A 26,500-nucleotide genomic window follows, 5' to 3' on the forward strand; every position below is an offset into this window, starting at 1 on the left:
GTCGTCCTAGTATTGATCCTGTCGTGTTAGTAAAAATGGTGTTTATTCAATACATATTTGGTATTCGTTCAATGCGTCAAACGATCAAAGAAATAGAAACAAACGTCGCCTATCGTTGGTTTTTAGGGTTTGGCTTCGATGATAAAATCCCCCACTTCTCTACGTTCGGGAAAAACTATGCCCGCCGATTCCGCGAAAGTGATGTGTTCGAACAGGTTTTCTACCGCATCCTTCGGAATGCAATGGAAAAAGGCTTTGTGAACCCAGATGTGGCGTTCATTGATTCCACGCATGTAAAAGCGAATGCCAATAAGCGAAAGTTTGGTAAGAAGGTAGTTCACTCAGAAACTCGAGCGTATCAAAAACAACTAGAAGAAGAAATCAATGTAGAACGAGTACAAAACGGAAAAAAGCCTCTTCCTCCTCGGGCGAAGGACACTTCGAGGGAGGTCAAGGAGAGCACAACGGATCCTGAAAGTGGGTATTATGTGAAAAGCGAACGAGAGAAAGTGTTTGCGTACAGTCTCCACACCGCCTGTGATTCGAATGGATTTGTTCTTGGAACCGTTGTTACCCCTGCCAATGTTCATGATAGCCAAGTATTTCACGAGTTATTTGATCAACTAAAAGAGAAGGTCACCAAGCCACAAGTCGTAGCCGTCGATGCAGGCGATGCTTGTTTTTGCTGCTATGAACCTGAAAAAACTGGCGACATGGCACTGGAGGAACACCCAACCGACAGTGCCATCGCCGAAAAACCATACGAAAAATACAAAAACGGCTTTGAGAGTCATTTCTCAAAGCCGTTTTGTCTACGGTCTGAAAGGTTAATTTGAGTACACTCAAATTAACCTTTTTCACTATTTGAAGCTAGTTATGTCCCAGCCTCTTCTTGATTTAAAAATCACTCTTGTCTATTAATTTTCGACTAATGGACACCGACAAGAGTCCTACTATAAGCAGAATAAATCCAATCAACATGATTTGATAGACATTCGTAGCGGTATCGGGGAGGCCTTCTCCCTCTCCCTTTTGCTGATCGTCGCCCGGTGGTGGCTCTTCTCCCCCAGGTGGTGGCTCTTCTCCCCCAGGTGGCGGCTCCTCTCCCCCAGGTGGCGGCTCCTCTCCTTCAGGCGGTGGCTCCTCTCCTTCAGGCGGTGGCTCTTCTCCTCCAGGTGGTGGCTCCTCTCCTTCAGGCGGTGGCTCCTCTCCTTCAGGCGGTGGCTCTTCTCCTCCAGGTGGTGGCTCCTCTCCTTCAGGCGGTGGTATTAACAATAGTGAATATACTTGATTCGTTTCACTGTCCTCTGCTAAAACAGTCATTATAATTTTACCATTCTCTGATGATGAATAGTCGAGCTCATAATTAGCAAATAAATGACTTGTCACGACTTCAACTTCAGGAAACTCATGATTGTCTGAAAACCATTCATACGTGTAATCAAATGTAAGTGGATCAAATCCTTGAAGCGATTCACCATTAACCACGATCGCTTCTAACGTAGCATCCGTTCCTAATTGAGAAATCGTCTTACTTTCTCCTAATACAACTAATTCCACAATTGCGATACAAGCATTTTCCATCGCTTGCATAACAACTCGCATTTTTGTTGTTGTTATTGGCTCAAAGGTTAATGATGCTTCTGTTGTTCGAACCGTTTCATCTAACTCCAGTTCACCTTGCTTAACTCTTTCCCAATCACTTCCTGTCCAATATTCCACGTGCAAGGACGAAGGAGGTCTCGTGCCATCTTCATCATCATAGAAAAAGAAGTCAATATGAGAAATCGTTTTCTCTTCCCCAAAGTCGATCGCTACCCAGTCTTCCTCACGCCAAGAATTAGGATCCCAATTCGTCCATCTATCAGTCGAATAATCATCATCATGAATATACCGAATATTATCCCACTGACCTGTGAAAGAAGCCGATGCTTGTGGAAACTCAAGATTGACATCTCTAGGATTCAACGCAACATTTTCTAGTGCTGGTTCTCCTACTTGTACGTATCCTTTCACTTCTACCTCTGTCCCTGCTAACGCTCCAGAAATAGTGAATTTCCCTATTTCATGATATAGCTCTGAATTGATTTCATTCCATGAAACATTCACTTGACCTTTTGCACCATTCTCCAATAATACAGGAACCCTACTCGGTAAAGACGGCGCATGCCCGACAACAGCCTTTAAAAGAACTGGTTCAATATTTACGACATGACTTACGATGACAGTCGCAAGTACAGCAACATCTGTACCCTCTATCTTCCCTTCTACAGTAAATTCATTCTCCTCTGCGTAAAATGACGCATCCATTTCTTCCCATTCAACATGACGCATAACAGGCGCTCCATCACCATAAGTGATCGAAATTTCTGCAGGTAGCTCTGGCTTGACACCAGGAATCGTCACAATTTCAACAGCTTCCATCTCTGTTATGCCCGTTCTTTCTAACTGCCAAATTTGATGATTTCCTGCATTTGGATTCCACACTCCAACAGGTGCATCTTCATTCGTTGATTGTCCACCAACTTCTAAGATTGTTCTCGTTTCAGCATTCAATAAAGTGTATTCACCATTTCCAAATGTAGAAAGAAGCCACTTTTGGCGATCATCACCTTCATCTTTTTCATCCAATATCGCACCATCGTTCACAGTCAGTACCTTCCCTGACGATTGATGAACGATATAATAGTATTCGGTATGGCTGAATCCGTTCGTTGCCTTTTGAAGCAGCCAATGTTGGCTCTCTTCTTCGTTTTCCTTTGTTTTTTGCACAATGGATTCGTTATCTGTTCCGATATCCAATGCTTTCCCACTATTTTTATTGATGAAATGATACGGTTGTTCTTCCTTTAAAAAGGCGTTATCTATATTAACGCCCGATACACCTGATATCACAAAGGTCGTAATTGATTGTGGTTGCACATTCATTGTAAGTGAATCGTCATGAACGTTCCTTTCTTCTTTTTTAGCTAAATTGTCTGAAGGCGATGTCACATATACTTCTGCCTTTGCGTTTTCAGTAATCGTTCCAAAAGCACTTAGATCAATTTCCACCTTCTCATTCTCTGCTGAATGGTTCGTATAGACGACGACAGCTTGATCCTGCTCACGATCAATTGCCGCAAGAGCATCACGATTGTTTGAATTGATAAATTGATATCCTGGACGGATAAACTTACTATATTGCCCCATTGCATAATACTTTTTATTAATATGATAGTCTAATTGTTCAAAATCATCTGGGTCAAAGTCAACATGAATTAACCCCCAATTCATATTCTCGTGCTCAGCGTTCATGTTCACTTCATCTTCAATCGCTTGCCATAATACCCATGCTTTTGGCTCTAGCTCCTGTATATCGGTCTGAATACGCTCAGATAAGGCTAAGGCTGGTCGAATATCTTCATGGTTTTGCGGAATGCCACTAGGACCTAAATCAACCTCTGACATCCACAATCGTGTGCTGACGCCCTTTGCGATATCTCTCACACTAGTCCGTTGCGCTGGCCAATATGTGTGTACATTTAATTGTCCAATATTCGCTCGTGTCGTTTCATCATAGTGCTCCCAATTATAGCGAAAACGGCTCGGATTCGTTTCATCCATTGCTGATACGACTGTATCAACTGCAGAATCACTTAATTGTTCATAAACAGCATTAATCATAGCCGCTTGTGTTTCTGGAGCCCAGTTGGCTCCTTCTTGTCGATTTCCTGCACCCCAATAACCGTTATTAGGCTCATTGATCGGTGATAGTGTCTTAAATTGAACCCCTTCGTTCTCTTCTAAATATTCGACAACACGAACTAAATATTTCGCGAAATTTTCAATTTGATCAGGCTTAATATTATCGTCCCATGAATGGAAGTTACCTGAGGTGTAGCCGCTTTGTGTCATAAAATAAGGGGGTGAATTAGAGAAAGCTTCAAACGTGTCAGCACCTCTTTCCATGGCCGCTTTCACCCACCACAGCTGGTCTTCATCAGCTTGCCAATCCCAATGCGTTGGATTTGAAGGATCCCACCAATTCTCTTGCTCCTCCCAGCTCTCATCTGCATCTTCCGGTGGCCCGAATTCAGCAGGTCGATTCCAATAACCAGGCACAGCTCCACCTAAACGCATATATGGCTCTGTTTCTGGTGAATCTCCACCACCAATATTGTACCTTCCGATGTTCAAATGAAGTCCTTCTTCTGCAAATAGTAAGTCGGCAAGCTCTTCCTTTGCCTCATCAGGCCAACCACCAATCACATTCGCAAACCAAACAAGAGCGGTCCCCCAGCCGTCAAATGGCTCATGCTGATAGCTAGGATCTAGTTGGATCGATTGGTCGACATTTGTTGCTGCAGTTGCCTGAAAGGAGTCAGCTGACCATGCCGGTATAAATGAACTAATGATAAACAATACACTAATGCCAAGTATCGATAACGGTTTCCTCATAACCTCTTCCTCCTTATATCGAGTTGAGAACATCAAACTAGTTTTAGCGAGTAGAAAACTTTTCCTCCTCTCCTTATTTTGAAACCGATTTCATTATTGATAATGATAGCATCTCCCTATCATTCACAGTTAGAATTATCTTTCGATTGATTCGTCTCATTTTTGTCTATACAGTTTATTTTTTTTATATATTTGTACTATTTTTTGTTTTTATCATTTTTTCTAGCTTCATAGAATTTTCACGATATTTACTTGGAGATTGTTTCGTCACCTTTTTAAATACTTTGCAAAAGTAACTGTGGTCAGTAAAGCCTACCGCACGACAAATGTCAGATATAAGTACTGAATCACTTACTAATAGTTTTTTGGCCTGTTCAATTCGGAGTTTATTCAAATATTCTATGAAGCTTTCTTCACTATGAGTCGTAAAGTATTTTGAGAAATAGGAAGGATTAAAATGAAAATGACTTGCGACATCATTTAAAGAAATCGGTTCAGTGTAATGCTCTTTCATATATGATTTTATTCGAGATATGCTCGTTTGATCGGAGTGCTCATGAGATTGAGAAAAACTGTCTTTTACTTTTTCTACAAAACGATTCCACACCAATAATACTCTTCTTATATTAGGAGAACCGTCTATATATTTGATATAAGACCACTTCATTTGATCAATATCAGATCTCTTATCTATGATGAATGAGGAAAGGGTCATGATCATCGTCTGGACAAATCGTTTAAATTCGTATTCCTTCTGGCTATATTCGGTGGATAGATATGTGATATGAGTTTGTAAATAGGAAAGTGCTTGATTATACTGTTGATTTCTTAATTGTTGTATAAATAAGTCTAAATCAAAATATCGATTTCTATATACTTGTGAAGGTAAATCTTTCATTGTAAGGAATGTTTGGTCAGGATAGAAAAATGTATACGTAAAGAGCTTACGAAGATCATTCATTCCTACAAAGCATAATTCTTGTAAGCTCTCATACGTATCTGACAAAACATAATAGGTACGTTGATGGCTATTAACCTTACTTAAGTGAGAAATAGAATGCTTAATACTAGATAAGCGTTTTATATTTACATTAATAAAGAAGATCGCTTTTTTCCCTTCTTCTACTAGAAACCAGGGTATTCTTTCTTGCTCACTCTGTAATACTTCTAAAATATGATCACATTGATAGTCGATGTAACTTTCATTATTGGTAGCGCTTTCATTTTTGAGTCCTAAAAGAAAATAGTGACTATCTTTAAAATATGATGCTAATGCCGTTTTGTTTCTTAAATCATTTTCAAATACGACCGTCTTAAATAAGTGATTTAAATAACATTTTCTCTCCTTTCGTATAATGTATTTCGCTTTTTCTAATGAGTCTAGTAGCTTATTCATATTAATTCTATTTTTTAATAAAACATCAACCACTCCATAATGACTTGCCTCATACACATAGTCAAACTCGCCAAATTCACTTAATAAAATAATTTGTATTTGAGGGAATAGCTTTTTGATTGATTTAATTAAGCTTTTCCCATTCATAATAGGCATGACCGTATCTGTGATCACGATATGAACGGTTTTCCTGCTAAGAAGCTCCAATGCTTCCTTCCCATTTGAAGCTTCACCCACGATTGAAAAGCCCTCCTGTTGCCAATTAATTATATGTTTGAGCCCTGCTCTTACTAGACACTCATCATCAACAATAACAACATTCCAACCGCCGCTTTCCACCTATATCCCTCCTTCTTCTTGAGCCTGAAAGTGGAATTCTTTCAGACTCAACGTGTAACGGATCAACTTGATTAAGCTCTTACCTTTCTAAATATGAAGGTCTACTCATCACTTCTTTTCTAATTCCTGAATTTGCTTTAAATGATGAGCATCGTGTCTAACAAAGATCGTAACAAAGCTTTCGATAGAGAACCGCCTTTTTCCTGCTCCAATCATAAAACGAATATGATCATCGACCCTTTCTAGTTCGCGAACAAGCTTCTCCCTTGTTTCAAGAAATAGATCGATGATCTGCCGAGCAGTGTAATCTTTGACAAGCTCAAGCCCTTTCTCATTATGCTCATCATGATCTGGAAATGCTAGTAACCGCTCACCATCAGCTATATTAGGCGCCATTTGCTTTAAAATATACTCATCCCAATAATACATATGAGCAACCACTTCTCTCGTCGACCATTTACCCTTAGCAATCGGTTGTAGTAAGAACTCCGTAGACTTCTCCTTCAATCCCTTAACCTCATCCATTGTTTGTTGAAATTGTATGAGCTGTTTATTCATCATAACCTCCTAAAAACTTGATTAAAATATACATTAACATAAAATGACAGGTGTATGTACAAATAAAATTTGTATCCTTCTACACATTTTTTCATAAAAGCTATTGACAAAGAATAGAAAAAGAAGCAAAATGAACGCGTGTACATTATATAAAGTAAGGTGGTGGTTCCGTTAGCAACACGAAAAGATGTCGCGCAACGAGCTGGCGTTTCTGAAGCTACAGTATCACGCGTTTTTAATAACGTTGCTCCATTACGCGAAGAAACAAAACAAAAAGTCCTCCAAGCAGCAAAAGAGCTAGACTATTATCCAAATGCCATTGCACAAAATTTTGCCAAAGGAAAAAGTGGAAACATCGGTGTCATTGTACCTTATTTACCAAAGGTTCGTATTCTATCAACGTATTATTTTTCTGAGATTCTGAGCGGAATTGGTATTAAGCTAGCTGAACAGAACTATGGCTTACTCCTTTTATTTCAATCACCTGACGAGCAGCTCGACTATACGCAGCTTTTTCACTCACAAAAGGTCGATGGCTGTATCATTCTCGGCTCAAAAGATACCAAATCTGAACGTGAATCATTATCAAAGCTTCACCAAGCAAGCGTTCCATATTGTCTCGTTAATCAAACATTTCAAAATGAACCCTTTTACTCCATTGATGCCGAACATTATGAAGGAAGCAAACAAGCCGTGACATTTCTCATAAAAAAAGGCTATCAGAACATTGCCTTTCTTAACGGACCTAGCACGTACTCAAACAGCCAAGAACGGAAGCGTGGTTACGAATCTGCCTTAATGGAAGCAGGAATTCATATAAATGACCGTTGGATATTCCAAGGTAACTATAGCCGGACTAGTGGAATGAATAGAGCTCAAGAAATAGCTCCCATTATGACAGAAATTGATGCCATATTTGCTTCGAATGATCGAATGGCAATTGGATTAATGCAAGGCTTAAGTGAATTGGGTTATGAAGTAGGACGTGACTATGCACTAATGGGCTATGATGATTCTGATCTCACTCGTATGGTTCACCCACCACTTAGCTCTGTGAAGGTTCCATTATTCGATATGGGAAAGCTAGCTGCCCATCATGTATTAACGAAGCTGACGAAGCGACATACGAATGACATTCATGAAAGATTACCAGTCACAATCAAAGAGCGTGCCTCAACTCATATTAAAAAATAAGTGAAAGGATTGAGAAGCATGAAATCAATTAATATCGGGATGGTAGGTTATAAATTTATGGGGAAGGCGCACAGTCATGCCTATCGTGACCTTCCGATGTTTTTTCCGAAGCACATTCGTCCAGAAATGAAAGTAATTTGTGGACGTAACCCGCAAGGTGTCTCTGAAGCTGCTACACAATTTGGTTGGCAAGAGTACACGACTGACTGGAACGATCTTATTAGTCGAGACGATATTGATGTCATAGATATTAATGCACCGAGCGATGCTCATAAAGAAATTGCAATCGCTGCAGCAAGGGCCGGAAAGCATGTCTTTTGCGAAAAACCGTTAGCGCTTACACTCGAAGATGCACGTGAAATGCTTGCCGTTGTCAAAGAAACAGGTGTAAAGCATATGGTGAACTTCAACTATCGATTTACTCCTGCTGTTATGCTAGCTAAAAAGCTGATAGATGAAGGACGTTTAGGAAAGATTCATCACTTTCGCGCTTGGTTCCTCCAAGATTGGATCACAGACCCTAATTTCCCTCTTGTATGGCGATTACAAAAGGAGATCGCCGGCTCTGGAGCACATGGTGATTTAGGGGCACATTTAATCGATATGTCTCACTACTTAATCGGGGACATCTCAGAAGTCATTGGTATGAACGAAACGTTCATTAAGGAGCGCCCACTACCAACAGAAATGACTGGTTTATCTGCATCAGGAGACGAGAACTCACCAAAAGGCGAGGTTACTGTTGATGATGCCACATTATTTATGGCTCGGTTTGCAAACGGAGCTCTCGGTAGCTTTGAAGCAACTCGCTTTGCGACAGGGCATCGTAGTACAAATTCTTTCGAAATCAACGGAAGTAAAGGAAGCGTTATCTTTGACTTTGAACGCTTAAATGAACTTCAAGTGTACTTTGAGAATGATGAAGAAGATGTTCAAGGGTTCCGTCGTGTTCTCGCAACCGATGAGGCTCACGCTTATTCAGACGTTTGGTGGCCAGCTGGGCATACGATCGGCTATGAGCATACATTTATTCATGCTGTAACCGAATTGCTAGAAGCCTTTGCAGAGAATCGTCAGCCTGTTCCAAACTTTGAAGATGGCGTCAAATGTCAGCAAGTATTAGATGCTGTTGATTTATCGATTGAGAAACGCCAATGGGTTCAAGTTTCAGATTTATAAACTTTCATTTAGGAGTGATCATATGAACAAAAAAGCATTAATCGTCTGGGGTGGCTGGGATGGTCATGAACCAGAGCAAGTTGCTAATCTATTTAAAACCATTTTAGAAGAAGAGAATTTTGATGTTGAACTATCTGATACATTAGATTCTTACAACGATCCGGAGAAACTAGAATCGCTAGACTTAATTGTTCCTCATTGGACGATGGGAGAAATTGAAGGCAAATACGTAGCTAACATTTCTAAAGCTGTCCAAGCAGGTGTTGGCTTAGCAGGCTGTCACGGCGGAATGTGTGACTCCTTCCGTACGAATGTTGATTGGCAATTCATGACAGGAGGTAATTGGGTTGCTCACCCTGGGAATGATGGCGTTGATTACACAGTTCATATTAAAAGCACATCTAGTCCCATTTTAGAAGGACTTTCAGATTTTGAAGTATGTAGCGAACAATATTACTTGCATGTTGATCCGGCAGTAGAAGTGCTGGCAACGACTCGATTCCCTGTCATTGAAGGTCCCCATTCCTTAAATAAGTCAGTTGACATGCCTGTCGTTTGGACGAAGCGCTGGGGTGTCGGCCGTGTCTTCTATAATTCATTAGGTCACGTAGCTAATGTTATCGCTATGCCTGAAGTTTCTCTTATGATGAGAAGAGGATTCTTATGGGCTGCAGAAGGAAAAGCTTTATATAGTGGAAAACAAGAACAGATGAACACTGCCTATACAGGCATGGGTGATAGCCAACTATAATGAACCATTCGGAGGTAAAAATGAACACAATTAAAGTAGGCATTATCGGATGTGGCAATATTAGCTCGATTTATTTTAAAAATTGCCACACCTTGAATCATATTGAACTCGTTGCTTGTGCTGATATAAGCCTTGAAAGAGCTCAAGCGCAGGCAAATAAATTTGGAATCGAAAAGGCTTACACCGTGGATGAAATCTTAGATGATCCTTCGGTAGAGCTTATTATTAACTTAACGATCCCGAAAGCACATGCAGACGTCTGTCTCAAAGCTCTTAATGCTGGAAAACACGTCTATACTGAAAAGCCTTTTACTGTAAGAACAGATGAGGCGAACGCCATTTTGCAAAAGGCCAAGGAAAAGGGCCTTCTCGTTGGCTCTGCTCCTGACACCTTTTTAGGTGCCGGAATCCAAACAGCGATTCAAGTGATTGAAAGAGGAGAAATTGGCACTCCCATTGGCGCATCAGCCTTTATGATTGGTCGTGGTCACGAGCACTGGCACCCTGATCCTGCCTTTTATTACGATGAAGGTGGCGGTCCTATGTTTGATATGGGACCCTATTATTTAACAGCTCTCACCGCCCTTCTCGGACCGATGAAAAAAATAGCCGGCTCTGCTCGTATTAGTTATCCAGTACGAACGATCTTAAGTGAACCAAAAGCAGGAGAAAAGGTCACTGTCATGACGCCTACTCACCTTTCTGGGGTTATTGATTTTGCAAGTGGGGCGATGGCGACTTTAACAACAAGCTTCGACGCATTCGGAGGCTCGACCTTACCTCCTATCGAAATTTACGGAAGTGAAGGAACGATGCTCGTACCTGATCCTAATACATTCAGTGGTGTCGTTAAAGTGAGAAAACGTGATGAACAGGATTTCAAAGAAATTGCACACACTCATCAGTTAGTGGAAAACAGTAGGGGAATTGGAGTCGCTGATATGGCCAATGCCATTTTAACTGGTCAGCCTCACCGAGCGAGTGGCGAATTAGCGTATCATGTATTAGAAGCGATGCATGGGTTTCATATCTCATCAGAAAACGAAACTCATTACAAAATGAAAAGCACTTGTAAGAAGCCAAAACCGTTTCCACAAGACCTTACTTTTTTCTAAGAAAAGCTTCGCAGTAGTCTTTTCTTCCACTTAAACTACCTTGATTAAATGCTTAGCCTTCCAGAAAAAGGAGTGTCTCAAAAGGTTACTTTCATGCCTTTTGAGACACTCCTCTTAAAGAGGTCACTGAAAAAAGATAAAAACCAAACTTCCACAGTTCCTTTCTCTTAAATTGCATCTCCATTCTCTAACCAACGTACCTCAGCATTTGTTAATTTGATTTTTGAGCCTTCTAAGCACGAATTCAATTCCGTTTCATTTTGTGCCCCAATCAAGGCAGCTGTTGGAAATGGTTGATTTAATACATAGGCAAGTGCTATTTGAATAGCCGTCACACCTTTTTCCTCAGCTAATTCTTCCGCACGCCGTAAACGTTCCCAATTAGCATCACTATAGAAGACACGAACAAGATCTTCATTGCTACGATCCTCAGGTGAAAAGCGTCCTGTAAAAAAACCTCTTGCTTGTGAAGACCATGAAAGAATCGGAATTTGATTACGTTCATGCCATTTGCAATCCTCTGCTTCTGCTGAAACACATCCTGACCAAAATGGCTCATTTGGCTTTGCCAAGCTTAAGTTCGGACTACTAAACGTAAATCCAATCAGTCCGTTCGATTGGGCATACTCATTCGCTTCTTGAATACGTTGGACCGTCCAGTTTGAGCCACCGATCGCTTTGATTCTTCCAGCCTCAATATGCTCATTTAATACATCAACAATTTCACTAACGGGAACACTCAAATCATCGCGATGCAGAGCATACAAATCAACGTAGTCCGTTCCAAGACGATCTAAGCTTTCAAACAAGTCTTTTGTAATCGCTTCTGGATTAACTCTAGGACCACTCTCATCATGGTGTGCTCCCTTCGTTAAAATGATCACATCCTTGCGATTCCCTCGCTCCTTCATCCACTGGCCAATGGCCACCTCACTTTCTCCACCGCAATAAACATGAGCCGTATCAATCGTATTCCCACCAATTGAAAAATATCGATCTAACACTTCACAAACTTTGTCATAATTGCTTGGCCGAAAATAATCAGACCCTTGAACCAATACAGATAATCGTTTCTCTATCCCTTCAATCTTGATTGTTTTCATATTAAAGCCCTCCTACTTGATTTCAACTCGCTGGCGTTGTTGGGCCGACGTTAAGCATGCATCAAGCACTTTCATATTCAAGACAGCATCTGTAGCTGGATAAGGAAGAGGTTCACTACCCCGAATCGCTTCCCCTAAAGCATCTGCTTGTAGTGCATATTGATTAAGCATAGGCACTTCAACTACTGATTTTCCATCATTCGTAATCACATAAAAATGATCTTCCTCCGATTGATGGCCAACAAACGCCGAAGGAACTTCGATTCGCCCTTCAGTCCCCACAATTTCAAGTGTATTTCGAAATGCTGCCCACATCCCACAATCAAACGTCATGGCGACACCGTGCTTAAATTCCAACAAACCTGAAACCATCATATCAACACCATCATGCTCATCAGAGTAAAAAGCATGAACCGTTGCTGCTTGTGGTTCCTGTCTTAGCAGCATACGAGCTGCACTAATTGGATAAACACCTACATCATATAAAGACCCTCCACCCCATGCTTTCTTATAGCGCACATTGCTCGAATCCTCGGCATTATTAAATGTAAATGTTCCATGTATTCCTCGAATTTCTCCAATTCTTCCTGATTCCATTACTTCGCGAATCATTGCATAACGAGGGTGGTATCGATACATAAACGCTTCGGCAAATACAACTCCTGCTTTTTCACACGCCGCTTCCATTTCTTTCACTTCTTCTGTATTTAATGCTGCAGGCTTTTCACATAAAACATGCTTACCTGCTTCAGCAGCGCGAATTGTCCATTCTTTGTGTAGATGATTCGGCAATGGAATATAGACCGCTTCTATCGTAGAATCATTAAGTAATTCCTCATAGCTGCCATATGCAATTGGTATAGATAATTCCTTTGCAGCTTCCTCAGCCTTCTCCTTATTTCGACTAGCAATCGCCACAACTTCTCCTGTTTCAGATTGCTGAATACCTGGAATAACAGACTTCTTCGCAATATTTGCACTTCCAATAACTCCCCAACGAACCTTTTCCATCGTCATCCTCCTTTAAATTAACACTATATTGCTAGTATAATAAATAAAGAATAAAATAAAAATATAAGTTTATTGACATCAAATGAAACAATATTGTCTTCTACTATTCTCTAAATCAACTTTCAACACCTTAAGTAGCTTAACAAGCTTCGGTATTTTTACATTCACTAAATCATAACAACAAGGAGGGTATCTTATGCAAAGACAAGCACTCTTCCCGACATTGACAAAACACGAATATCTCATTTTACCTGAATCAATTGGACATTACTCAGGTGAACCCGATCATTATGTCAAAAGAGATGTAGGTACATTAAATAACTTTAGTATTCATTTTATTCTTTCAGGTACTGGTTACGTAGAAATTGATCAGGAACGCTTTTTAGTTAAAAGGGGAGATGCCTTTTTATATTTCCCCATGCAGCAGCAATGCTACTATAGTAGTGAAGATGACCCTTGGGATGTGAGATGGGTACATTTTTATGGAGATCATCTACAACCATTTCTATCCGAAAAAGGCTTTCAACGGTTTATCTTATGGAAAGCTCAACAAATTACCCATTTAGAAGCTGCTCATGAACAGCTTCTAAATAAAGCTGATCAATATTGCTTGCGACAGCTATCACCCATTTCAATAGCAACCTATGCCTTCCTCATCGAGTTCATCACAAACGTGCAGCCAAGACATGTAACTGAAAATACGGAGCTAGATGATCGTATTCACAGTCTTTTACCACAGATGCAAGACAAAGCCTGTGAGCCTTTTGAATTGGACTATTGGGCCAACAAAGCAAAAGTAAGTCATTATTATTTTTGCCGCTTATTTAAGCGAGCTACACAAATGACTCCAATGGCATTCATTACGTTATGTCGATTACAACGCAGTAAACAATTATTACTTAAGGATAAACAAGTAACCGTTAAAGAAATTGCCGAACAATCAGGCTATACAAGTATTAGTTATTTCAACAAACGCTTTCTCGAACACGAAGGAATGACTCCGACTGAGTATCGCCAGATGTATCATTAGCACTGCAAATCAATCGTACATTTGCTCACGGAATGACTTGTGATACAATATTGTCTAGTAACCGACAATCTGGAAAAATGATACACAGAGAATTTATAAGATAGGATGATACAAATGGACCATACGAATTCCAATTTCATACGAAACATCATAAAGAATGACTTAGAGACAAAGAAGAGAGACCATGTCGTCACTCGCTTCCCTCCAGAGCCAAATGGCTATTTACATATTGGGCATGCAAAGTCAATCGTCATCAATTTCGGTCTAGCGGATGATTTTAACGGTAAGACGAATCTCCGCTTTGATGACACCAATCCATTGAAAGAGGACACAGAATATGTCAATGCGATCAAGGAAGATGTTGAATGGCTTGGCTATGATTGGGATGGTCTCTTTTTTGCATCTGATTACTTTCAAGAAATGTATGATCGAGCTGTCTTACTTATTAATAAAGGAAAAGCATATGTTGATGACTTATCTCAAGAAGAGATTCGCCAATATCGTGGGACATTAACAGAAACAGGAAAAGATAGTCCGTATCGAAATCGTGCCATTGTGGAAAACCTTGACCTCTTCGAGCGCATGCGTAACGGAGAATTTGCCAATGGTGAAAAAGTATTACGTGCCAAAATTGACATGAGTTCACCAAACATCAACATGCGTGACCCTGTTATTTATCGTATTGCTCATGCGACACATCATAACACTGGTGATACATGGTGTATTTATCCGATGTATGCCTTCGCTCACCCTCTTGAGGATGCCATCGAAGGTGTTACTCATTCGTTATGTACAACGGAATTTGAGGATCAACGTCCTCTTTACAATTGGGTCGTCGCTGAGTGTGAAATGGAACATGTACCCGAGCAAACTGAATTTGGTCGTTTGAACATTACAAATACTGTGATGAGTAAACGTAAATTGAAGCAGCTTGTAGATGAAAAGATCGTTGACGGCTGGGATGATCCTCGTATGCCTACGATATCAGGCTTAAGACGTCGTGGTTATACACCTGAAGCGATTCGTGAATTCGTTAAGGAAACAGGCGTATCCAAAGGAGCAGGTGAAGTTGATTCGCAAATGCTAGACTACTTTGTTCGTGAAGATTTAAAGATGAAAGCACCACGAACAATGGGAATCATTCGCCCATTAAAAGTCGTTATTACAAATTACCCTGAAGGGCAAACCGAATGGCTTGATGCAGAAATCAACCCAGAAAATCCGGATATGGGTAAGCGACAAATTCCTTTTTCACGCGAGATTTATATTGAGCAGGAAGACTTTATGGAAAATCCTCCGAAGAAGTATTTTCGCTTGTACCCAGGCAACGAGGTTAGGCTGAAGCATGCTTATTTCATTAAATGTGAAGAAGTGATTAAGGACCCAGAAGGAAATGTAATCGAAATTCACTGTACGTATGACCCTGAAACCAAAAGCGGAACGGGCTTCACAGGTAGAAAGGTGAAGGGCACGATTCATTGGGTAGAAGCATCCCAAGCCATTCCAGCCGAATTCCGCTTATATGAGCCACTTCTATTAAAGGAAGACTCAAATGAGGAAGAGGGCGAGGAAAAGACCTTCCTTGATCAAATTAATCCTCATTCTATGCAAGTGCTTAACGGATATGTTGAACCAACAATGAAAGCCATTCAAGTACAAGAGAAGTTCCAATTTTTCAGACATGGCTACTTTAACGTTGATCCTAAAGATTCAACAAAAGAGAAGCCTGTCTTCAACCTAACCGTCTCATTAAAAAGCTCGTTTAAATTATAACAATCGCTTAGTATATACGACACCCACACCCTATGAGAAATGATCACACCAAAGAACCCCCATTGGAATCCAACGGGGGGTTTTTTAATCGCTATTTTTATATAGAACTCTTACAACATCATAACAAATTTCCAAGAAACAGTCTATTTTTTTTGCCAGATTTTTTATATAGTATGGTTGCCGGCAAAACTTAAGAAAAGGAGTGTTATTTCTTGAAAGTCATTTGTCCCCTCAATCTAATTGATTTACAGGACTATATTAAAAATGTCTTTGGCACCAGTCATTTGGTTTCTAATGTTACACAAATACATGGTGGTGCACAAAAGGTCGTCTACAGGATTCAATGCAGCAATGGATTTTCTTGTGTTCTATATGTGTGGGATCTTACTAAGAATTATTTCAAAAAAGAAAAAGAAGTTGAAAATATAACTGAACAATCCTTCGGCAGTGATTTATTTGAGCTAAATAATATGTATTTAACGCAACGAGGAATACGAACCCCCTCTCTCTATAATCTCAATAAGGAAAGGAGTCGTTATTCGTTTGATTATGCTCTCGTTGAATACGTAAACGGACATACAGCAGAAGACTACTTCCATCATTCTGACTCAACGGTTCAAGATAAACTGTTTCAGAGGTTGGGGAATATGTTAACTAACATGCATGCTAACGAAAGTAGCACGTATGGTAAAGCGAATCATAGAGGTATCAATCCGAAACCTTGCCATCAATTGAAGACGGAGAATGCAAAAAGACAGCTATTCTATGCTTCCCAACATATGGACAGCATTCAAGCTAACCATAGCAAACTTCTCGATACTTTATATGAGCTTGAATCAAAAATTGAACCTAGAAGCCGTTATGGATTTATACATGGTGAACTAGGTCCTGACCACGTATTGGTTAATGACAAACTAGAACCATATTTGATCGATATCGAAGGTGCTGGCTTTTTTGACATTGAGCACGAACATAGTTTTTTAGATTTTCGTTTCAGGAATTTTTACCGTTTTCTAAAGAATGATACTCTCGATCCGAACAGGATGCTATTCTATCGATTCCATCATCACATTTCATTAACTTCCGGTGGTTTAAAGCTGCTTCATAGGGGATACTCGGATCAGAAATTTGCAAAAAGACTTGCTGCTCATCATTCTCAATGTGCACTAAATTTTATTGAAGGGTACGCATTATGATTTATTTTGCTTTGTATTTCACATGACGAATAAAAGGTTGATACAAATGGAATTTTTCTCATTTGTATCAACCTCAACGTTATTTGGCTTTTTAGGCATTATTTATTGATAGAGAACCTATTTTTTCAATTTCATCATTCTGATAAATGGCTATACCTTTCTCTTCAGCTTGGGCTACATCATACATTGCCAAAGCAATGGTTTTGGCTTCAATCCCTTTGACCTTTCGTAAAGGTCCGACAAAAAGAAAGGATAAAGCTCTAAACATCACTTCGGCTGTTTTTTCACCAAAGCGAAATTCTGCACGCTCTCCAAGCAGTAAGGAAGGGCGAAAGATCGCAATGGAGTCATAACCTAGCTTTTGCACCTCACCCTCAAGCTCTCCTTTTATTCTGGTGTAAAAGATTGAGGATTTCGCATTCGCACCCATTGCACTTACAAAAAGAAGTTTCTTCGCACCTGCTTTTCGAGATAGCTTTGCTACTCGTAAGGGATACGTCACATCAATTCGATACATGACGTCTTTTGATTGTGCCTTCTTAATCGTTGTTCCTATGCAGCTAAACACATCGTCTACGTGAAAATCAATCACTGATTCATCAAGCTTATCAAAATCGGTCACGATTTCTGTCAGCTTCTGATCTGCAATTTTTAAAGGTCTTCGTACGATCGCAACAACTTTATCATAATTTCCTTTCTTCAATAGCATCTTTAATAGCTCTCGCCCCACCAATCCAGTCGCCCCAACAATTAAAGCTGTTTTAGCCATGATCCTTCCCTCCCTCCAACCAAGCATGAAATGAGCATCCACCATTCGATCTGCTTGCACGGAATCATATATGGCGATCGACAGCGTTTGTGTGTATCGTAAATTATTACCCGTAGCCATTTACGGCGCTCAACTTCCCTATTGCCCGCGCGAATCCTTTTAAGATACCTATTCACAAACAAACCTAAAGGTCAACGTTATAATTTAGGGCTAGTTCGTCACCAGGTAAGCCGCGAATCCCCCAATGATGCTTCGGTGTTTCAAAGATCGTTAATTCAATATCTTCTTTCCTCATCTTACATTTACTCGTAAGTCTCTCATACAACAACTGAATCAACTTCTTTTTCGTTGCGATCGAGCGTCCTTCAAACATACTAATTTCAATTACCATATAGTTCTCACTTCGATCATTTGAAAAGAAGAAATCTTCCTCATCCATTAAGAAAAATCGTTGAAATTTTTTCTCTTCTGGAAACTCTAAAGCATCAACCATACAAGAATGAATGATACTCGATACTAGCTTCTTCCGCGAATTTAATACATCTTTTAACCCAAATACTTTCACTTGTCCCATACTCATCTCACCTTTCTCATCTCAACTAAACTCTACTTTCACTATAATCTATTCTATATGTTACTTCATCATCCCTTCTACATATTCAAATCAAACTACTTTCAATCTCTTTAAGTTTGTAGAAGAAACCCTTTCTCTCCATTAGCTCTGCATACGTCCCGACTTCAACAACCTTGCCTTCATCCATCACTACAATTTGATCCATTTGTTCAAGCCCTGAAAGCCGATGACTTATGAGAATGAGCGTATCCTCCTTAGCTTGCTGATGAAGCCAATGATAGAGCTTCTTCTCTGTTTCCATATCAACGGATGAAGTCGGTTCATCAAGGAGCCATAATCGCCCACCTTTAGCACCAGCCCTTGCCAAAGCTAATCGCTGCTTTTCCCCTCCTGATAAATTTTCTCCACCTTCCATCACTGCATCATCCAATTTGAAGTGTGATAACTGAACATCCTTTAACAGTTGCTCTAACTGTTCCTCCGTCCACTCTTCCTCAAATAAAAGAAGGTTGTCTCTTACCGTACCATAAAAGAACTGACTTCTTTGATAAACAACATTTGCCTGTGCCCAAATAGACTCTTGATCAATTTGCTCAATTGGCACACCGTTAACATGGATTTCACCTTCTGTCTCATACCATTTTAATAATATATGCATGAGCGTAGACTTTCCAGATCCACTTGGTCCAACAATCGCTGTTTTCGATTCTGATGGGAAGTCAATTGTAATATCCTCCAGTGTCTTTCGAAATTCATTGGCAAATCCGAATGATGCACGACGGAATGATAGCGATGGTGCGCATTCACTCATATTCAGTTGAGTAGTAACTCTCTCTTTTCTGTCACCTTCTGCTGTCACCGCCTCCAACCGTTTGGCAGCTTGTTCGCTTTCATCATAATGAATCGGGAAAATAGCCATAGGTACCGAATGCTCAAAGACAATAAAGCTAATCATCACAAGCATCGCTAATAAAACACCATCTAGCTGTCCAGTTGTAACGAAGTAAGCTCCAATAGCAAGGACAGACCATGAAATAAGATGTGCGGCTGCCACATTAAAAGCTTGATTAGAAGCGGATTGCACTCCTTCTTGTTTTTGCTTTAGAACATACACTTTTGACTGATCTCCCAATTGCTGTTCTTTGCCTTCTAGTTGCTGATGAATTTTCAATTCTCGAAATCCATAGAACCATTCTGCTACATCAGTAGAAAGTTGTGCCCTTTCTTGACGAATATCGCTACTGATCTTCTTCTGCCTTTTAGCAAACCAAGCTGGGATGACAAAACCTGTCAAGAACAATCCAATTAATATGCACGCAGCAATGACTATTGAAGAAAATGAAACAAAGAATATCGTACTAAAAAAGACTAACACCATAATAATTGGTGGATAGAGAACGCGTAAAAAAAAGTTTTGCAAGCTTTCCACATCACCAACAATTCGCGCTAACAAATCACCACTGCGGTACGTTCGAAATAAAGAAGCACCTATCTTTTCTATTTTTTCATAGAAATAAACACGCATATCACTAAGCATTGTAAAGGTTGCTCGATGAGAGTAATACCGTTCGGCATAACGACTTAAAGCCCGAGTGAAACTACCGATTTTCACGACCGCTACCATAGCTATTAATACATACATAGGAGGCTCTAAGGCAGCTTGGGAAATTAAGTAGCCATTTGCAGCAAATAAGCCGACAGCCGTCACACCGGCCAAAAAGCCAAAAACGACTGATAAAATAACGTCTTTCTTTTCCCGCATCATTAACCGCACAATAGGTAGAAGATCATTCATGCTCTATTCCACCTCCCGATTCTCTGAGAGCATTTGCGCGTAACGTTCAGATTGCTTTAATAATTGCTCATGCTTTCCCTCAGCTAACAGTGCTCCATTTTCTAGAAAAAGAATATAATTCGCTCTCTTAATCGTTTGCAAGCGATGAGCAACAGTTATGACAAGCGCTTGCTCAGCAAGCTGTTCAATCGAAGCATGAAGCACCTGCTCAGTCACTAAATCTAGACCAGAAGTCGGCTCATCAAATAAAACGATGGCTGGCCTTTTTAAAAAGGCACGACTTATCGCAATACGTTGCTTTTCACCGCCTGATAACCCTCTTCCACCTTCACCAATCATCGTTTGAAACTCGTCAGGAAAAGAGGTAATTAAATCAAGAATACCCGCCTTTTCAGCAGCGTCTCTTAATTCCTCTTCCGTTACATCTAATCCCATCGTTATATTTTCAGCAATCGTACCTGCAAATAAATAAGGATGCTGTGTGACATAACTAATTTGGTTAAACCATTCACTCTCTTTATACGACGTTAACGGAAGACCGTTGACATACAATCCACCTTCAGTAGGCTGTAACAAACCAGACATGATATGTAATAATGTCGTTTTACCAGCTCCACTTTTTCCAACTAACGCCACTTGTCCATGTCGAGGCAACCGAGTGTTTATGCCATTTAATTTAAAGCCCTCTGAACGATAATGAAAATGGACATTCTGTAACTGAAAGGAGGAAATCCTCTCATTGAATCGCTCATGTCCCCATTCCATTCGTTGCTCCTTTTTTTGAAGCTCTTCTTCGATTTTTTCTGCTGCACCACTACTACTTCTCCCAGCATGAAACGCACTTCCTAGCTCCTTCAATAAATTAAAAAATTCTGGAACTAGTAGTAAAATAAAAAAGGCTGTAAAAAAATCAATTTGCTGAAACACAATTAAACGTAACCCTAATTCTAGTGCAACGAGTCCAATACTAAGCATCGAAATAAATTCCAACATTAACGAAGAGGTGAAAGCCACCTTTAATATTTCCATTGTCGTATCACGAAAACGTAAGCTACTTTGACGAATGAGTTCTTTATATTTCTTTGATTTCCCGTATACCTTTAAGCTTTCAATTCCCTGCAATGTATCAAGAAAACGCCCCGAAAAAGCTTTCATGCTTTCTAACTTTTCTTCTGATTTCCGCTGCGTCATTCCGCCAATAATCGCCATAAAAACAGGGATAAATGGTGCTGTCACTAGAAGAATCAAGCCTGAATAAACATGTTGACTAAAAATCACAATTAAGATCATCACTGGTGCAATCGTCGAAACCATTCGTTGGGGCACATATTGACGAAAGAAGCTATCTATTTCATCAACAGTATCAAGCATGACACTAACCTTTGCACCAGATTGTCCTTGATAAGACATTGATAATGATTCATTTCCATACGCCTGCAATAAACGTTTCCGAATATCCTCTTTAATCTTTGTCGCCATGCTGACACCTAATCGGTTGCTCCAATATGAAAGCAATGCTCTCATTAATAACACACCTAGTAGCACAAATAATAGAACAATGACGTGTTCAAACGCTACATTTCGTAGGAACACGTCATTTACAATCGTTACAATCAAATACGCTTGAGCGATAACGACTACTCCAAAAGCAATTGCTACAACATATAACAAGGAATATGGTTTCCTTTCAGCCGTTGCTAACCTTTGCAAAATTTTCATCAGCTAATCCTCATATTTCGTACTTTTATGTGCCATAACAAAGGAAAGCACAATCGCAAGCCCGGCGACAAGAAGAGGAGCATAAAACAATAGAAAGTTGTACATCTTATCGTTCCTCCTTATTTCCCTTTTTGGATATATGGTTTGTTCATAATGAATAATTTAAACACTAAATATAGCGATGGAATCAACAGCATGAACCCTAAAATAAAGACGACAATTAATGTATACGCCATCGTTTCATTTGTAAACCCATCATAAATCGTTACATCTGGATATAATAAATATGGATATCGTGAAACTCCGTATGCATAAAAGGCAATCGCAAATTGTAATACAACAAAGATAAACGACTTACCGTATAACTGCTTCCTTAATAACCATAGGCTGACGATGAAACAGACAAACGAAAGAGCAAACAACCACCATAAAGATAGTAACCCTTCATAATGGGAAGGATTATGCCACCTCATTTCAATAATAATGCCTAATGCCGTTACAATCGTCGGAAAGCTCCAAATCCACGTATACTTTCGAAAGAGGTACAAAGCTTTCCTATCTTTTGCAACAGATGAATAATAAGCTAGAAAGCTAGCAGAAATAAACAAAACACTGACAAGACTTAGAACAATAATCGACCATGCAAACGGGCTTGTAAATAACCCAATATAATCGAGCTCAATCCGCCCTGATGACGTTGTATGAATAAAACCACCTTGGGACACAATTAACGCTGTCGTTAAAGACGCCGGAATAAGGACACCAGTTATACCATACATAAGTGTATATCCGACATGACCTTTCTTTGTCCCATACGTGCCAAATGCATAATAGCTACCACGTAGCGCCAATAAAATAATCGATATACTAATTGGAATTAAGAGAACTGTACCAAAATAGTAAGCTGTACTTGGAAAAAAACCGATCATCCCAACAAAGAAAAACACAAGAAAGACATTTGTAATCTCCCAAACAGGGGATAAGTAACGTTGAATGACCGTATTCACAATATGGTTCTTCTTCGTCACAATCGTAAATGCATTAAAGAAGCCTGCTCCAAAGTCAATGGAAGCAATAATGACATAGCCAAAAAGGAATAGCCACAAGACGGAAATCCCTATAATTTCAACGGTCATTTTGCAATACCTCCCTTGGCGTCAGTCTGCCTTTCTAATTCTTTTTCAACTGGGTTATTTTTAAACATTCTCGATAATACAACACCCGTACCCACAACTAAAATAAGGTAAAGCACGGCAAAAGCAATAAACATCACCCATACATATGGTGAATCAGTTGCCCCTTCGGCCGTTGTCATATATCCTCTCATAATCCACGGCTGTCGACCCATTTCAGCAAACCACCACCCTGCTTGAATGGCAAGCATCGCCAATGGACCTGAGGCAACAAGCAACCGTCGGAATAATTTCGTCTTAATAAACGACCAGTTGCGATAAAGGGCCACTATATAGAAAAGTGCCAACGCCGTTAACCCTATTCCAATCGTAATCATCATGTCAAAAAAGTAATGCACGATATACGGAGGATGATATTCCTCTGGAAACTGATCAAGGCCGACCACTTCACCTGTAAAGTTACTATGCACTAAAAAGCTTAGCGCATATGGAATACGAATCGCATATTTAACTTCATTCGTTTCCGTCAACACCCCATACAGCACGAGTGGAGCTTCTTCTTCTGTCTCAAAGTGCCATTCCGCAGCAGCAAGCTTCTCAGGTTGATACTCAGCTAAGAACTTCCCTGAAAAGTCACCAACAACGGCTGTCGCGATCGAAAAGATAAGAGCCACTTTCATCGTTAACGCAAGTCCTTTACGGTGATACTCGTGACGACTTCCCTTTAATAGATGATAAGCGGCAATTGAGGCTAGAACAAAGGCAGTAGTCATATATGCTGATGTGAGCACATGTCCAACCTTCGTTGGCATCGCTGGATTAAACATCGCCAAAAACGGCTGAATATTGGTCAATTGTCCATCAACTAACGCAAAGCCTTGTGGCGTATTCATAAAGGCATTAACAGACGTAATAAATAATGCCGACATCGCTCCGCCGATTAATACTGGAATTAAGAGCATAAAATGTTTAAATGGATTTTTAAAACGGTCCCACGTATATAAGTAAATTCCTAAGAAAATGGCTTCAAAGAAAAACGCAAAAGTCTCCATAAATAATGGTAACGCAATAAGCTGACCAGCAAATTCCATAAAGCTAGGCCATAAAAGCGCTAACTGGAGAGCAATCGCCGTTCCGGTCACAACCCCAACCGCAACTGTAATCACATACCCTCGTGCCCAGCGTTTTGCCATAAGCAAATAATGCTCATCATTCCTCTTTAAGCCGAGCCAGTGAGCAATAAGTATCAAAATTGGTACACCCACACCGAGAGTTGCATAGATGACATGTACTGACAATGTCATCATCGTTAAATATCGACTAAATTCAACTGAATCCATCTTCTCTCCTCCTTGTCCTCTCCCTTTCATAAGCAGAAGATACTACCTATTGTATAACGGAAATGTATGTGAAAAATATCACAAATCAAACAATTTTGTTACAAAGGAGTGATGAATTTATGACATAAGAAAACTGCGATAGCATCTTTTCTTATAAGTGTTGTGCCGAGCCGTTCATAGGGTGTAGCTCATCAATGCGTGATCACTACTTTTGCGAACCTACTTGCATAGGGACAACCAACAAAGTTAATCCTCATTCCTCTAAATAAGAGAAAAAACATTTCCTGAAAAGAAAATGTAGCCCTCATTCCGCTATTTTGGCTTTTATGGCTCCTTTTGGACTCATTTATCTTAAATAGAGGAATGAGGAACCGCATAGAGCACGTGACCTTTGCCCCCCGCTTCTTCACTGAGTGGTTCCGATAGCTCCTTCGGTTATTCTCACAATTCCTTCCATGAATTTTATAAATTTTGATTATGTAAGAAAAGCACGATAGCGTCTTTTCTTAATACAGAAAGACATGTTAACCATTTACCCGTTAACATGTCTTTCTAACCACACTATATCAATTAAGTTCCACAAAAAGTCTGATATGGACGATCCGATGGTGCTGGTGGCTGACAATATTTCGTTAATTCCATAGAATAATCATATGGTTTCTCTAATACATGAAGAAGCTGTTTCATAACATCATAATCATCATCTTCTACAGCCGCTGCCAACGCTTCCTCTACACGATGATTACGTGGGATGACCACAGGGTTGGACTTTTGCATTCGTTCCTGAACGATTTCCTCAGAATGACCTTGTTTAGCTAACCGCTCCATCCATTGCTTATGCCATGCTTGGAAGGACTTCGTTTCGAATAATGCTTCTTCATCTAATTGACCCAATGTTAGCGCTCTAAATGTATTCGTATAATCAGCTTCATGGGTATCCATCATTTTCAAAAGACTGTTAATAAGCTCTTGATCGCCATCTTCTCCATCTACCAACCCTAGCTTCTTTCTCATTCCAGTTAACCATTCTTCTTGAAAGGATTCTGAGAATGTCGCAATCGCCCCTTCCGCTAGCTTAACTGCTTGCTCCTTGTCCTCATGTAACAAAGGGAGGATCGCTTCTGCCAACCTTGCCAACCCCCAGGCAGCCATATATGGTTGATTTCCATATGCATAACGCCCTTGTCGATCAATCGAACTATATACAGTCGTAGGGTCATACTTATCAATAAATGCGCATGGTCCATAATCAATCGTCTCACCGCTTATCGCCACGTTATCCGTATTCATCACACCATGCACAAATCCAACGAGCTGCCATTTTGCAACTAAACTTGCCTGTTTTTTTATAACTTCTTCTAATAAACGCAAATAACGTTGATGATTATCAGCAATATAAGCAAAATGCCGATCAATTGTATAGTCCGCTAAAGCTTGCAGATCATTCTTCTCACCAAACTGAGCAATATATTGAAAGGTTCCTACACGAATATGACTAGCTGCAACTCTTGTTAAAATGGCTCCATCTAACTCCGTTTCGCGATATACTAGTTCCCCCGTCTTCACAACAGCTAAGCTGCGACTTGTCGGAATACCTAATGCGTACATCGCTTCACTTATCATATATTCACGTAACATCGGACCTAGTGAAGCTCGACCATCACCTCCACGTGAATATGGTGTCCGCCCAGCTCCCTTCAGTTGAATATCTACTCGTTCTCCAGTTGGTGTCACTTGTTCACCTAAGAGAATCGCCCGACCATCTCCAAGCATTGTGAAATGCCCGAATTGGTGACCTGCATAGGCTTGTGCAATGGGGTCAGACCCCGGTGGAAATTGATTCCCTGCGAATATTTGTGCAGCTTCTTCCCCTTTTAATTCGCTAGCCTCTAACCTTAATTCTTCAGACAGACGTTCATTTACGATTACTAATTCAGGTGACGGGACGGGTGTTGGCTTTTGATGTGAATAAAATGAATTTGGTAACTTTGTATAGCTGTGATCTAGGTTCCAACCATGTTCGATAGTCATAACGACTCCTTTCAGCTTCATGAAATTGATCATTAAAGTATGACCTTTGCAATT

20 protein-coding genes and 1 pseudogene are annotated in these 26,500 nt (G+C 40.1%); 8 read left to right on the forward strand and 13 right to left on the reverse strand.

What is annotated here, in order from left to right; all coding sequences use genetic code 11:
- Positions 1-671: pseudogene (locus tag MW695_RS12705) on the forward strand (transposase); the annotation flags it as partial.
- Between the two features lie 226 nt (positions 672-897).
- On the opposite strand, the gene MW695_RS12710 reads toward MW695_RS12705, so the two are convergent.
- From MW695_RS12710 to MW695_RS12720, 3 genes are all read right to left on the reverse strand, one after another.
- Entirely contained in the window at positions 898-4,440 is a 3,543-nt protein-coding gene (locus MW695_RS12710) for a glycoside hydrolase (protein ID WP_247105730.1), read from the reverse strand.
- 184 nt (positions 4,441-4,624) lie between these two features.
- Positions 4,625-6,175: a response regulator transcription factor gene (locus tag MW695_RS22915; RefSeq protein ID WP_247105731.1), complete on the reverse strand. Its 1,551-nt coding sequence runs from the start codon at positions 6,173-6,175 to the stop codon at positions 4,625-4,627.
- Positions 6,176-6,283: 108 nt separating this feature from the next.
- Complete coding sequence (locus MW695_RS12720; RefSeq protein ID WP_247105732.1) at positions 6,284-6,733, reverse strand: DinB family protein; 450 nt, start codon at positions 6,731-6,733, stop codon at positions 6,284-6,286.
- A 159-nt stretch (positions 6,734-6,892) separates the two neighbouring features.
- Between MW695_RS12720 and MW695_RS12725 the strand changes: the two genes are divergently transcribed.
- From MW695_RS12725 to MW695_RS12740, 4 genes are read left to right on the forward strand one after another with little or no spacing between them, the layout of a single operon-like run.
- Positions 6,893-7,927 (forward strand): LacI family DNA-binding transcriptional regulator, encoded by a 1,035-nt coding sequence (locus tag MW695_RS12725; RefSeq protein ID WP_308446089.1) that lies wholly within the window; start codon positions 6,893-6,895, stop codon positions 7,925-7,927.
- An 18-nt stretch (positions 7,928-7,945) separates the two neighbouring features.
- Positions 7,946-9,106, forward strand: coding sequence for a Gfo/Idh/MocA family protein (locus MW695_RS12730; RefSeq protein WP_247105733.1), 1,161 nt, complete (start codon positions 7,946-7,948; stop codon positions 9,104-9,106).
- Positions 9,107-9,128: 22 nt separating this feature from the next.
- Entirely contained in the window at positions 9,129-9,857 is a 729-nt protein-coding gene (locus MW695_RS12735; RefSeq protein WP_247105734.1) for a ThuA domain-containing protein, read from the forward strand.
- Positions 9,858-9,877: 20 nt separating this feature from the next.
- A complete protein-coding gene (locus MW695_RS12740; protein WP_247105735.1) occupies positions 9,878-10,972 on the forward strand; it encodes a Gfo/Idh/MocA family protein in 1,095 nt (364 codons plus the stop codon).
- Positions 10,973-11,139: 167 nt separating this feature from the next.
- On the opposite strand, the gene MW695_RS12745 is transcribed toward MW695_RS12740, so the two are convergent.
- Both MW695_RS12745 and MW695_RS12750 read right to left on the reverse strand, forming a co-directional pair.
- Complete coding sequence (locus MW695_RS12745; protein WP_247105736.1) at positions 11,140-12,075, reverse strand: aldo/keto reductase; 936 nt, start codon at positions 12,073-12,075, stop codon at positions 11,140-11,142.
- 12 nt (positions 12,076-12,087) lie between these two features.
- Positions 12,088-13,092, reverse strand: coding sequence for a Gfo/Idh/MocA family protein (locus tag MW695_RS12750; RefSeq protein ID WP_247105737.1), 1,005 nt, complete (start codon positions 13,090-13,092; stop codon positions 12,088-12,090).
- 190 nt (positions 13,093-13,282) lie between these two features.
- Here MW695_RS12750 and MW695_RS12755 point away from each other — a divergent pair, with 190 nt between their 5' ends.
- The 3 genes from MW695_RS12755 to MW695_RS12765 all read left to right on the forward strand — a co-directional run bounded on the left by MW695_RS12755 (position 13,283) and on the right by MW695_RS12765 (position 17,085).
- Positions 13,283-14,116, forward strand: coding sequence for an AraC family transcriptional regulator (locus tag MW695_RS12755; protein WP_247105738.1), 834 nt, complete (start codon positions 13,283-13,285; stop codon positions 14,114-14,116).
- A gap of 114 nt (positions 14,117-14,230) precedes the next feature.
- A complete protein-coding gene (locus MW695_RS12760) occupies positions 14,231-15,889 on the forward strand; it encodes a glutamine--tRNA ligase/YqeY domain fusion protein (RefSeq protein WP_247105739.1) in 1,659 nt (552 codons plus the stop codon).
- A 257-nt stretch (positions 15,890-16,146) separates the two neighbouring features.
- Positions 16,147-17,085, forward strand: a complete 939-nt coding sequence (locus tag MW695_RS12765) for a phosphotransferase (protein ID WP_247105860.1) — start codon at positions 16,147-16,149, stop codon at positions 17,083-17,085.
- A 91-nt stretch (positions 17,086-17,176) separates the two neighbouring features.
- Here MW695_RS12765 and MW695_RS12770 read toward each other — a convergent pair whose 3' ends face one another.
- From MW695_RS12770 to MW695_RS12800, 8 genes are all read right to left on the reverse strand, one after another.
- Positions 17,177-17,854, reverse strand: a complete 678-nt coding sequence (locus MW695_RS12770) for an oxidoreductase (protein WP_247105740.1) — start codon at positions 17,852-17,854, stop codon at positions 17,177-17,179.
- Between the two features lie 184 nt (positions 17,855-18,038).
- Positions 18,039-18,428, reverse strand: a complete 390-nt coding sequence (locus tag MW695_RS12775) for a tautomerase family protein (RefSeq protein ID WP_247105741.1) — start codon at positions 18,426-18,428, stop codon at positions 18,039-18,041.
- Between the two features lie 85 nt (positions 18,429-18,513).
- Positions 18,514-20,223, reverse strand: coding sequence for a thiol reductant ABC exporter subunit CydC (cydC, locus tag MW695_RS12780; RefSeq protein ID WP_247105742.1), 1,710 nt, complete (start codon positions 20,221-20,223; stop codon positions 18,514-18,516).
- A gap of 3 nt (positions 20,224-20,226) precedes the next feature.
- Positions 20,227-21,942: a thiol reductant ABC exporter subunit CydD gene (gene cydD / locus MW695_RS12785; RefSeq protein WP_247105743.1), complete on the reverse strand. Its 1,716-nt coding sequence runs from the start codon at positions 21,940-21,942 to the stop codon at positions 20,227-20,229.
- Positions 21,943-21,945: 3 nt separating this feature from the next.
- Positions 21,946-22,047, reverse strand: coding sequence for a cytochrome bd oxidase small subunit CydS family protein (cydS, locus tag MW695_RS23210; protein ID WP_373646898.1), 102 nt, complete (start codon positions 22,045-22,047; stop codon positions 21,946-21,948).
- A 14-nt stretch (positions 22,048-22,061) separates the two neighbouring features.
- Positions 22,062-23,078: a cytochrome d ubiquinol oxidase subunit II gene (locus MW695_RS12790; RefSeq protein ID WP_247105744.1), complete on the reverse strand. Its 1,017-nt coding sequence runs from the start codon at positions 23,076-23,078 to the stop codon at positions 22,062-22,064.
- Positions 23,075-24,415, reverse strand: a complete 1,341-nt coding sequence (locus tag MW695_RS12795; protein ID WP_247105745.1) for a cytochrome ubiquinol oxidase subunit I — start codon at positions 24,413-24,415, stop codon at positions 23,075-23,077. Before MW695_RS12795 ends, MW695_RS12790 begins: the two co-directional genes overlap by 4 nt.
- Positions 24,416-24,985: 570 nt before the next feature.
- On the reverse strand, positions 24,986-26,446 hold the full coding sequence (locus tag MW695_RS12800; protein WP_247105746.1) for a protein adenylyltransferase SelO: 1,461 nt from the start codon (positions 26,444-26,446) through the stop codon (positions 24,986-24,988).
- Positions 26,447-26,500: the final 54 nt, after the last annotated feature.

It is taken from the genome of Halalkalibacter sp. APA_J-10(15) (genome assembly GCF_023017105.1).
In the GTDB taxonomy this organism is placed as follows: domain Bacteria; phylum Bacillota; class Bacilli; order Bacillales; family Bacillaceae_D; genus Halalkalibacter.